Genomic DNA, 727 nt, shown 5'->3' with positions numbered 1-727 from the left:
GCTCGAAGAACTTTACCGTAAACACATTCACGATGACGCAGAACGACGCTTTGTCGTTGAAGACGCTGACGGCATTTTGATTGGTTTGGTGGAGCTGATTGAAATCAACTACATCCACCGCAGTGCGGAATTTCAAATCATCATCGCACCAGACCATCAAGGCCGTGGTTATGCGATGGAAATGATTCATCGCGCATTGGATTACTCTTTCTCCATCCTTAACTTACGCAAAATCTATCTATTGGTTGCGGTTGAGAACGAAGTTGCCATCCATCTGTATAAAAAGTGCGGCTTTATTGAGGAAGGCCATCTTATCGAAGAGTACTTCATTAATGGCAGCTATCGTGACGTGAAGCGCATGTACGTTTTGAAACATCAATACCAGAAGAGTATTGAAGAACAAGCGTAAGTCGATTGAACGTTATCACTGGCGTTAATTCATGCTGTGCTATCTCTCGCATTGCTGCTTGAGAATTTCCTCAGTATTCATCGCTGAGCAAGGGCTGAAATAATGTCAGTGACACGCTCGAATCACAGGCTAGCTTGTGTTGACGGACTGGACGTCACAAACGCATTAGCGCTGTGTTTCCATTATTCAAATTGATATTGGTACGATACCGCAACACGCTTGTCTGCTTCATCCAGATAGGTGTTGTTGTCCATGACAAACGTCATTACGTTAAACGAGTGGCGTTTGTTCACAAGGTAACCAAGGCCAATACCACCA

At 44.3% G+C, this 727-nt stretch carries 1 protein-coding gene; it reads left to right on the top strand.

Translation table 11 applies throughout. From position 1 onward, the window contains the following. A partial coding sequence (locus tag R7190_RS27260; protein WP_318137854.1) for a GNAT family N-acetyltransferase occupies positions 1-409 on the top strand: 409 nt, incomplete at its 5' end. Between the last annotated feature and the right edge of the window lie 318 nt (positions 410-727).

Source organism: Vibrio sp. 1078-1 (assembly GCF_033340475.1).
Note: the sequence above shows the minus strand (reverse complement) of the source record. Positions and strands in the feature narration are given on the sequence as shown.